The 9,445-nt window shown below is 70.9% G+C and carries 9 protein-coding genes; 5 read left to right on the top strand and 4 right to left on the bottom strand.

The annotated features are described in order from the left end of the window. Window positions 1–760, top strand: a 760-nt coding sequence (locus tag VGN18_RS08560; RefSeq protein WP_327539253.1) for an NAD-dependent epimerase/dehydratase family protein, incomplete at its 5' end; no start/stop codon positions are given. Here the strand turns inward: VGN18_RS08560 and VGN18_RS08555 are convergent. Next, window positions 712–1,917, bottom strand: coding sequence for a glycosyltransferase family 4 protein (locus VGN18_RS08555; RefSeq protein WP_327539252.1), 1,206 nt, complete (start codon window positions 1,915–1,917; stop codon window positions 712–714). The genes VGN18_RS08560 and VGN18_RS08555 overlap by 49 nt on opposite strands. Before the next feature lie 113 nt (window positions 1,918–2,030). Further along, a complete protein-coding gene (locus VGN18_RS08550) occupies window positions 2,031–3,443 on the bottom strand; it encodes a sugar transferase (RefSeq protein ID WP_327539251.1) in 1,413 nt (470 codons plus the stop codon). Between the two features lie 397 nt (window positions 3,444–3,840). On the opposite strand from VGN18_RS08550, the gene VGN18_RS08545 reads away from it, so the two are divergent. From VGN18_RS08545 to VGN18_RS08535, 3 genes are all read left to right on the top strand, one after another. Continuing rightward, window positions 3,841–5,202, top strand: coding sequence for a glycosyltransferase (locus VGN18_RS08545; protein WP_327539250.1), 1,362 nt, complete (start codon window positions 3,841–3,843; stop codon window positions 5,200–5,202). 69 nt (window positions 5,203–5,271) lie between these two features. Beyond that, a complete protein-coding gene (locus VGN18_RS08540) occupies window positions 5,272–5,856 on the top strand; it encodes a carboxymuconolactone decarboxylase family protein (RefSeq protein ID WP_327539249.1) in 585 nt (194 codons plus the stop codon). Then, complete coding sequence (locus VGN18_RS08535; protein WP_327539248.1) at window positions 5,853–6,734, top strand: RNA polymerase sigma-70 factor; 882 nt, start codon at window positions 5,853–5,855, stop codon at window positions 6,732–6,734. The genes VGN18_RS08540 and VGN18_RS08535 overlap by 4 nt, the downstream gene beginning before the upstream one ends. A 13-nt stretch (window positions 6,735–6,747) precedes the next feature. Here VGN18_RS08535 and VGN18_RS08530 read toward each other — a convergent pair whose 3' ends face one another. Beyond that, a complete protein-coding gene (locus tag VGN18_RS08530) occupies window positions 6,748–8,259 on the bottom strand; it encodes a fibronectin type III domain-containing protein (protein WP_327539247.1) in 1,512 nt (503 codons plus the stop codon). Then, window positions 8,256–8,426: a hypothetical protein gene (locus VGN18_RS08525; protein WP_327539246.1), complete on the bottom strand. Its 171-nt coding sequence runs from the start codon at window positions 8,424–8,426 to the stop codon at window positions 8,256–8,258. The genes VGN18_RS08530 and VGN18_RS08525 overlap by 4 nt, the downstream gene beginning before the upstream one ends. Before the next feature lie 343 nt (window positions 8,427–8,769). On the opposite strand from VGN18_RS08525, the gene VGN18_RS08520 reads away from it, so the two are divergent. After that, window positions 8,770–9,120 (top strand): DUF1801 domain-containing protein, encoded by a 351-nt coding sequence (locus VGN18_RS08520; protein WP_327539245.1) that lies wholly within the window; start codon window positions 8,770–8,772, stop codon window positions 9,118–9,120. Window positions 9,121–9,445: the final 325 nt, after the last annotated feature.

Here is a 9,445-nt window from a genome sequence, read left to right as displayed (position 1 = left end):
CCGCCCCGATCTCGTGTTCCACCTGGCCAGCCACGTCAGCGGTAGCCGCGACCTCGATCTCGTGGCGACGACGCTGCGCGACAACCTGCTGACCACCGTGAACGTGCTGACCAGCGCGAGCCGCTCCGGCCGGCCACGGGTGCTGCTCGCCGGTTCGAACGAGCAGGTCGACGACGGGGCGACGAACGGCGTGCCCGGCTCGCCCTACTCGGCGGCCAAGACGTCGAGCCTCGTCTACGCCCGGATGTTCCACGCTCTCTACGGGCTCCCGGTCGTGAATCTGCGCACGTTCATGGTCTACGGCCCCGAGCAGCGCGACGGGTCGAAGCTCATCCCGTACGTCACGACGTCGCTCCTGCGCCACGAGGCGCCGGCGCTGACCAGTGGCACGCGTCTGATCGACTGGATCTACATCGACGACGTCGTCGACGCCTACCTCGCCGCCGCGCTGAGCGAGCGGGCCGACGGTCACACCATCGCCATCGGCTCGGGGGAGCTCGCGAGCATCCGCACCGTCGTGCAACTGCTCGCCGACCTCACCGATGCGAAGGTCGAGCCGCGCTTCGGTGCCGTCCCCGACCGCGAGCTGGAGGACGCGCGGCGCGCCGACATCGCCGAGACGCACGACCTCATCGGTTGGCGACCGAAGGTGCCTCTCGTCGAAGGCCTGCGCCGGACGACCGAATGGTTCCGGGCCCGCGACGATCTGGATCAGCCGGTGCGCACCTTCGCCGGCGAGACGCCGGCCAGCTGCTCGTAGACCTCGACGTAGGTGCGGGCCTGCACCGACCAGCACAAGTCGTCCTCGATGCGGGCGCGTCCGATCTTGCCCATCAGCCGTCGCCGCGCGGGGTCGTCGATGAGGGCGGCGATGCCCTGCGCGAAGGCGAGGTCGTCGTCGCGGTCGATGTAGAGGGCGGCGTCCTCGGCCGAGCGCCGGGTCTCGACGAGGTCGAAGGAGACGACCGGCAGGCCGTAGGCCATGTACTCCAGGGTTTTGTTCATCGTGGCGTAGTCGTTGAAGTCGTTCTTCGGGTCCGGCGTGACACCGAGTGCGGCCGTCGACAGCCACCGGGTGATCTCCGGCACGGCGACCTTGCCGGTGAACGTGACGTGGTCGTCGAGGCCGCGGCGGGTGACTTGGCGGCGCAGGTCGTCGAGGCAGTCGCCGAACCCCAGCAACCCGAACTGGGTGTCGTGTCGTCCCAGCGTGTGGACGTAATGGTCAATCGCGTTGACCAGTCGGTCGACGCCGTCCTGCGCGCCCATGATGCCCAGGTAGCAGACGAGGTTCTCGCGGCCGTTGCGAAGCTCGGGCGCGGCCGCTCCGCGCGCCATCACATCCGGGTCGGGGGCGCTGCGCACGATGCTGACCCCTTCGGGCGGAACCCCGCCGCGGGTGTTGGCGAGCATGCGGCCGTGGTCGTTGGTGACGATCACGTGGTCGGCGGTGCGGTAGCTCGCCCGCTCGAGCCAGACCTGCACGCGGTGCAGCGGCCCACCCCGCCGGCCCAGCTTCACCTCGAGCAGTTCGGGGCAGAGGTCGTGCTGGTCGTAGACGAATCGCTTGCCGAACATCCGGTACCCGAGGCCGAGCAGCCAGTAGGTGTCGGGCGGGTTGCAGGCCTGCAGCACGTCGAAGCCCTCGTTGCGTGCGACCTTCACCGAGAGCGCGGCGGCCCGTAGCCAGCAGTAGGTGAATTCCCAGAGGAAGCCGAGCAGCCCGGCGGCCGGACGCGGCGGCGCGTAGGTGTGGATCGAGACACCGTCGAGCACGCGGTGCGCCGCCTCGCCGGCGCCGCGCGGGCAGATGACGGTGACGCCCCATCCGGCCTGGACGAGGGCCTGGCACTCCAGCCAGACGCGGCGATCGGTCGGCACCGACAGGTTCTGGATGATGATCAGGGCGCGCGGCACCCGAACCGGCGGGCGGTGTTGAACGAGAAGAAACCGCATGGCTGCTGTTCCCTTCCTGGCCATCGTGGGCGAACTGGGTCGCGCCGGCACGCGATCGGCTCAGTTCGTCGCTGTCAGTACGCTCCGGAGGAACGGATGACCGCCGAGACGGTCCGCGCGAGGATCCGCGCATCGAGGCCGAGGGACCAGTTCTCGACGTAACGCAGGTCGAGGTGCACGCTCTGGTCCCAGCCGAGGTCGCTCCGGCCGCTCACCTGGCTGAGCCCGGTGAGACCCGGCTTCACCAGCAGGCGACGGCGGTGGTCGTCGCCGTACCCGGCGACCTCGCTCGGCAGCGGGGGCCGCGGCCCGACCAGGGACATGTCGCCGCGGACGACATTGATCAGCTGCGGCAACTCGTCGAGGGAGTAGCGGCGCAGGTAGCGCCCGGCCCGGGTGACGCGCGGGTCGTTGCGGATCTTGAACAGCAGCGAGCTGCCGTGCTCGTTGTGGTCCTGCAGTTCGGCGAGGTGGTCCTCGGCGTCGACCCGCATCGAGCGGAACTTCACGATCCGGAACAGCCGGCCGTCGCGACCGACGCGGGTCTGGAGGAAAAGCACCGGGCCGGGGCTGTCGAGCTTCACGACCACGGCGACGGCGGCGAAGAGCGGCAGCAGGATCACCAACGCCGCCGCGGCGGTCAACCGGTCGAACAGGTGCTTGAGCATCGCGGCGAACCCGCGCAGCATCGTCGGCTCGACATGCAGCAGGGGCAGCCCGGCGACGGATTGCACGTGCAGGGCCCCGCCCACCTCGGCGAGGCCGGGGGAGACCACGAGCGAGATCGGGGTGTCCTCGAGCTGCCAGGCGATCCGGCGCAGCCGTTCGGAGCTGAGCTCGCCGGACAGCACGACCACGGTGCCCGCGCCGGAGGTTGCCAGCGCGCCGGCGAGGTTCTCGTCGGTGCCGACGATCGGGACGCCGACCTCGTCGAGGACCTCGGTGTCGACGTCGAGGAGTTCCAGGGTGCTGGGCAGCGCGGCAGCGACGATCGTCATCGCGGCGTGCCGGTCGCGGTCGAGCAGGCGCGACAGGACGGCGACGGAGGTCGGGTTGCCGATGGCGAGCACTGACGTGACCGCCCGGCCCCGGCGCCGTTGGCTGTGCAGCCAGGCGCGGGCGAGGCAGCGTCCGGCGAGGTCGAGCACGATGCCGATAGGCAGCGCCAGCAGCACGAAGCCGCGGGAGACATAGGTGCCGGTCGCCCAGGCGACCACGGCCGAGACCGCGGCGAAGTGGACGCCGGCGCGGGTGAGCCGGTTCAGCTCGGTCGAGCCGACTCCGACGAAGTGATCCTTGTAGCCGCTGTTGGCGGCGACGCACGCGACCCAGGCGAGGGGAGCGAGCACGGCGATGGCTGCATAGAAACGGTTGCTCGGCATCGACGCGTCGGACAGCAGCGCGAAGCGGAGGACGAAGGCGACGACGATCGCGGTCAGGGCCGCGAGGCCGTCGATACCGACGAGCAACAGTTGGTAACGGCGCATCCAGCGGATCCCGCTCGGTGGCCCGATCGGCTGGTCATGTGTTGGGCGTCGTGTCGGCAGCCGCAGGCCGGCGTGCGGTGGCAGAGCCACCGCTCCGACCTCGTCCCCGACAGCCCCCCGGCTGCCCGAAGTCATACAATCCCCCGATTGTTCACCGCCCACGTGATTCGGGCGATGTGTTCTGTTGTAAAGCCGTTGTACAGCTTGTATACCCCATATCCGCTGCCCCGGGCAGCCCTTCGGGGCGATACCGGAGATCGGACGGGGTCAGCCTATCCGCGGGAATTCCGACGGGCAGGGTGCCAAAGGTCCCGCATAAGTCCTGCGTGAAGTCGGCTGTCGATGCTTAATGCGCGTGGCGGGCGTGTGTGCCGGCCCCGCGCCCTAGGCTCGGACGGTGTCCGACACGTTGATCTTTCAACTTGGCACCAACAACTGGCAGCGCGGCGGCGAGTTCGCGCCCGGGTCCGGCATCCTGCACGAGTCCCACCATCACGCGTACAACGCACTGCCCGGCGTGCGCTGCTACTCGATGTATCCCTCGCGCCGCCAGCGCTTCGCCGACGAGGACGTGCACGTCTTCCCGCTCGAGCACGACATCCCGATCTGCGAGTCGGTATCGCCGGTCAGCAGCTACCGCTGGCACTCGATGAGCGAGGCGGAGGTCGCCGCCTACCGCCTTCGCCTCACCGACGCGGTCGCGGGGTGGATCGACGAGATCGAGGCCCGCACCGGCGAGGTGTTCAGCCTGGCGATCGCGCACCACGCCTTCATGAACACCGTCGTGCTGCGCGACGTCAACCGGCGGCGGGTGGCGGCCGGACGGCCGCGCATGACGCTGCTCTGCTTCGCCCACGGCACCGAGCTCAAGATGTTCGACAACGAGCGTCGCGGGGACCAGCCGGACGAGTTCCCGCTGCGCTTCCTGCCGTTCATGCAACGCGAGAAGATCTTCGACTTCGCCGACCCGGAGCACGGCGTCGACGTCGTCGCCGCCATCTCGGCCGAGCAGGTCGACGCACTGCTCGACGTGTTCCCGCAGTTCCCGCGCGAGCGGGTGGTGCTGTCGCCCAACGGGTACAACCAGGACGTCTTCACGCCGCTCCCTGAGGGCGCCGACCGGGCCGCGGTGCTGGCCGGCTTCAGCACGCAGCCGCTCGACGGCAGCGGCGATGAACCCGGGCCGATCGCGCCGGACGGCTTCGACGCCGTCGTCGCGTTCTGCGGCAAGTTCGCCGACTGGAAGCGGCTCGACGCGCTGCTGCGCGCGGCCGCAGCGTACGAGCAGGACGAACGCCGGATCGTCACCCTCGTCATCGGCTCCGGCCCGGCGAAGGCCCAGCAGCAACTGCACCGGCTGGCCGAGGAACTCGGGTTGCGGCAGACCTACTTCCTCGGCCCGCGCGGCCAGGACGAGCTCGCCCGCCTGTTCGCGTCTGCCGACGTCGGTTGCTTCCCGTCCTACCGCGAGCCGTTCGGGCTCGTGTTCGTCGAGTGCATGGCCTGCGGCACCCCGGTGATCGGCGCCGACTCCGGGGGTCCGCGCGACTTCGTCACGCCCGAGGTCGGCACCCTCGTCCCCGAGACCGACGACCGGGCGCTGCTCGCCGCCGAACTGGCCGAGGCGATCCGCACCGCTCTCGCGGCCGACTGGAAGTCGGCGCGCGGGCCGGTGGCCGCGCGGTACGCCCGCGAGCGGTTCAGCGTCACCGGCCAGGTGTCGCACCTGCTCGCCGAGGTGACCCGCCTGACCACCTGACCGGACCGGATGTCACATCTCGTGAGCCGCCGGTGTCTTCATGTCGACACCACGTCACGAGGAGGACAGATGAGTACGACGCGAATCCCACCGGCCGAGATCAGCGGCCTGTACGGCGCCCTGGTCAAGCGGTACAGCAAGAAGGTGCTCGGCCGGGTGCCGGAGCCGCTCGGCGTGTACTGGCACAACCGGTCGGTGCTCAAGGCGACCATGGGGATGGGCGCCAAGGCCGGCAAGTGGGACGCCTGCGACCTCGGCCTGAAGTCGTTCGCCCACATGGCGGTCGCCGCGCAGATCGGCTGCGGCTGGTGCCTCGACTTCGGCTACTTCCAGGCCTTCAACGAGCACCTCGATCTGGACAAGGCGCGCGAGGTGCCGCGTTGGCGCGAGTCGAACGCGTTCACCCCGCTGGAACGCTCCGTGCTGGGCTACGCCGAGGCCATGACCCTGACCCCGCCCAACGTCTCCGACGAGATGGTCGAGGGACTGTCGGGCGAGCTCGGGGAGGCCGCCCTGGTCGAGCTGACCGCGTTCATCGCGCTGGCCAACATGAACGCCCGCGGCAACGTCGCGCTCGGCATCGAGTCCGAGGGATACGCCGCCTCGTGCGATCTCCGCCCGCTCGCGGAACCCGGCCTACGCTCGGCCGTATGACCCACGACGAGGTCTTCGTCGCCCACCGCAGCCTGCTGTTCACAGTCGCCTACGAGCTGCTCGGCTCGGCCGCCGACGCGGAGGACACGGTGCAGGAGACCTGGCTGCGGTGGGACGGCATCGGCGGGGCCGGTCGCGCCGATGTCGGCGACCCGCGCGCCTATCTCGTGCGCATCGCCGGCCGGCTCGCGCTCAACCGGTTGCGCACGCTGTCCCGTCGCCGGGAGGACTACGTCGGCGAGTGGCTGCCCGAGCCGCTTCTGACAACCCCCGATGTCGCCGACGACGTCGAGCTGGCCGAGAGCGTGTCACTCGCGATGCTGACGGTGCTCGAAACGCTGACACCGACCGAGCGGGCGGTGTTCGTACTGCGCGAGGTGTTCGACCTGCCGTCCGACGAGATCGCCGCGGCGACCGGCAAGTCGTCGCCCGCCGTGCGCCAGATCGCGCATCGCGCGCGCTCGCACGTCACCGCCGGACGCCCGCGGGTCGAGGTCGATCGGGGTGAGCAGCGCCAGGTGGTGAGCCGCTTCCTCGCGGCCCTGCGGACCGGTGACCTGCAGGGGCTGATGGATGCGCTGGCCCCGGATGCGGTGCTCATCGCCGACGGCGGTGGCGTCGCGAACGCCGTGCGGCAGCCGGTCGCGGGCGCGAAGAAGATCGTCAACCTGCTCGGAGGATTCGTGCGGTTCGCGCCGACCGCCGTGGTCGAGGCGGTGCTCGTCAACGGCGCACCGGGCGCCCGGATCGTCATCGACGGGGCCGTCGACACCGTCATCGGCTTCGCCTTCGACGGCGGGCGGATCAGCCGCGTCTTCGCCGTGCGCAACCCGGACAAGCTGCGCCGTCTCGACGAGGAGACCGCGCTCAGCCGGTAGGTGGCGCCGCCGGCTACGGCGTGTCCGCGCAGCGCTGCCCCGTCGCGTTGACGGCGCACACGCGGTAGCGCGTCCACGAGCGGAACAGGAAGAACGTCTGGTCGCTCGCCGTGCGGGCGGAGGCGTCGACGTCGGTGATGGGGGTGAGCGTGCCGTCCGCCCCGAGGCCGTAGAGCGCGAATCCCGCGGTCAGCAGGGTGTCGGCATTCCAGGTGACCGTCGTGCCCGAGCTGCTCACGGTGGTCGGCGCGGCCGGCAGCGGAAGCGCGGCCGTCGCGGCGGCGACCGGACCGGAGCCGGCCTCGTTCACCGCCTGCACCTGGTAGCTCGCACCGGCGCTGGCATCGGTGTCGGTGAAGTGGGTCCACATGCCGCGCTGCACGACGGTCCCGTTGCGCGTGACGACGTAGGAGGTCACCCGGCTGTTCAGCGGCGCGCTCCAGGTCAGTTGCGCGCCGGTGAGCGTCGACATCGTCGCCGCGGCGCTGCGGACCGCGGCCGGGGGAACCGGCCGGGCCGGGCCGCCGCCGTAGAGGAACGCGCTCTCGGCCGTGTTCCAGTGCCGGGCCAGGTAGCTGCCGGTGCGGGGGGCGGTGTTGAAGTAGTCGTCCTTGTGGCAGTCGAGCCGGTCCTCCTCGCGCATGCTGCCGCAGCTGATCATCAGCCGCCGGCCACCCGGGTTCTGGTAGCACATGAGGTCGTGGTCGTCGGTGCAGTGACCGGTGCCGTCGTAGTGCGGGGCCGAGGCCTGCACCGCGCCCAGCATGTGGAAGATCTCGTGCGCCGTCGTCGGACCGCTCCAGCACGACGTGTCGACCCGCGCCCATGACGGGCCGGTGTTGCTGGCGTTCATGACGCCGGGCCGGTCGTCGACGCTCAGCGTGCCGAGCCCGCAGTAGTAGCCGGTGTCGACGAAGATCACGTACTTGCGGTTGGTGGCCGACAGGTGCGCGCCCTGGGCGGCGCTGACCGTCCGGCCGAAGTCGTGGGCGGCCTGGGCCGGGAGCGCGATCGGGGTGATGATCGGCCGGCAGCGGGTGTCGGTGAGGACGCGCAGGTAGCGCCAGCCCCCGCTCTCGCGGGCCGATCGGTAGACGATGTCGTTGGCCTGCTCGATCGCGGTGACGAGCCGGGCCCGGGCCCACGAGTAGCGGTTCGGGTGCCCGGCCAGATAGCCGTAGTAGAAGGCGATGCGGTCACCGGAGGTCCCGTCGCCGTGGCACGGGATCGCGCGCCGGGACAGCGACCCGTCGCCGGTCGCGGTGCCGGCGGCGACGAGGAGGTCCGCGGTGTCCGGTGCTTCGGCCGACGCGGCGGCGGTGCGGAGGTCGGAGTCGTCGCCATGGGTGCAGAGCTCGCGCCCGGCCGCGACGATGACGTGGGCGCTGCCGCAGTCGGCCCGGCTCGGCTCGGTGAAGTGCGATGCGGCCGATGCGGTCAGGCCGGTGATGCTGACGAGCGCGGCCAGCCCGAACCCGGCTGCGGTCGTGATGAGTCGTCGTGTCCCCCGTGGACCGCGCCTCACCACGTTCCCGGGTCGGCGAGGCCGGTACCGGGCCGTCGGCCCGCGGCGGCGACGAGTCGCGAACGGAGCCGGGCCACGAACTCGGGGTCCGGGGTGGCGTCGTCATCGGCGACGCCGAGCATGGGCGCCGGCCGCAGGCGGCGGCTCGTGGCGCAGTCGGTCGTCATCGCGGTTCTCCATGGTCCCCGCGGTCGTCGAAGCAGGCGTCATCGCCAGGTGGGGAGTGCTCGCCGGCCCAGCGTCCGGCGGGCGGGGGATCCGTCGGAAGCTGGGTCGAGACAGGCGAGGCGCAGACGATCTGGGTGAAATCGGTGTGAAATTGGCCTCGCTGGACACAAGGTAAGGGCAGGGGTGGCAATCGGTCAAGAGCTGACATGTCGGATATCGGCATGTCGTGAAAATGCAGATGGTCGCGGCGATCAACCCCGATATGCCCGTTGTGCTCAACGGGATCCGGTGCCGGGGCGCCGGGCGAACCACCGGCCGCGGGCGCGGTGCGAGACTCGGAGCATGACCGTGGAGGACGTCGACCGCTACCTCGCCGGGGTGGACGAACCGAAGCGCAGCACTCTCGAGCACCTGCGCCGGATCCTGCGGGCCCTGCTGCCCGACGCCGAGGAGTGCATCTCCTACGGCATGCCGGCCTTCACTGTGAACGGCAAGGCCGTGGCCGGCTTCGCCGCGTTCAAGAACCACCTGAGCTACCTGCCGCACAGCGGCTCGACCATCCCCGGCCTCGGCGCTGAGCTGGCCGGCTACGGCGGCACCAAGGGCTCGCTGCACTTCCCGGTGGACGAGCCGCTGCCCGAGGACATCGTGCGCGCACTCGTCGCGGCCCGGCTGCGCGAACTCGACCGCTGAGTCATCCGGTCGGGGTCACCCGGTCGGGGTCATCCGATCGCATGACGACCCGGCGCCCCGTCCGGCCCATTTTCAGGCTGTTCCGGCTGGGGGAGGATCCGGTGAGACGAGGGCCTTGGGCACCGGTCGTGGCAGCAGCCGCGAGGACCCGGCCCACGCGCCCCAACTGGTGGTCACGACCGCCTGACGCCTGACGGCGGCGGGTCGGCCCGTTCGGCGATCCAGTCGAGGGCCACGGCCGCGGTCCACGACTGGTTGTGGCTGCCGAGCGGCTCCGCGGTGAACGGCTCGTAGTACTCGCCGAACGCGAGGTCCCCGAGCTGGG

This window comes from Jatrophihabitans sp. (assembly GCF_036000465.1).
In the GTDB taxonomy this organism is placed as follows: Bacteria; Actinomycetota; Actinomycetes; order Mycobacteriales; family Jatrophihabitantaceae; genus Jatrophihabitans.
This window is presented reverse-complemented; position numbering and strand designations above follow the sequence as displayed.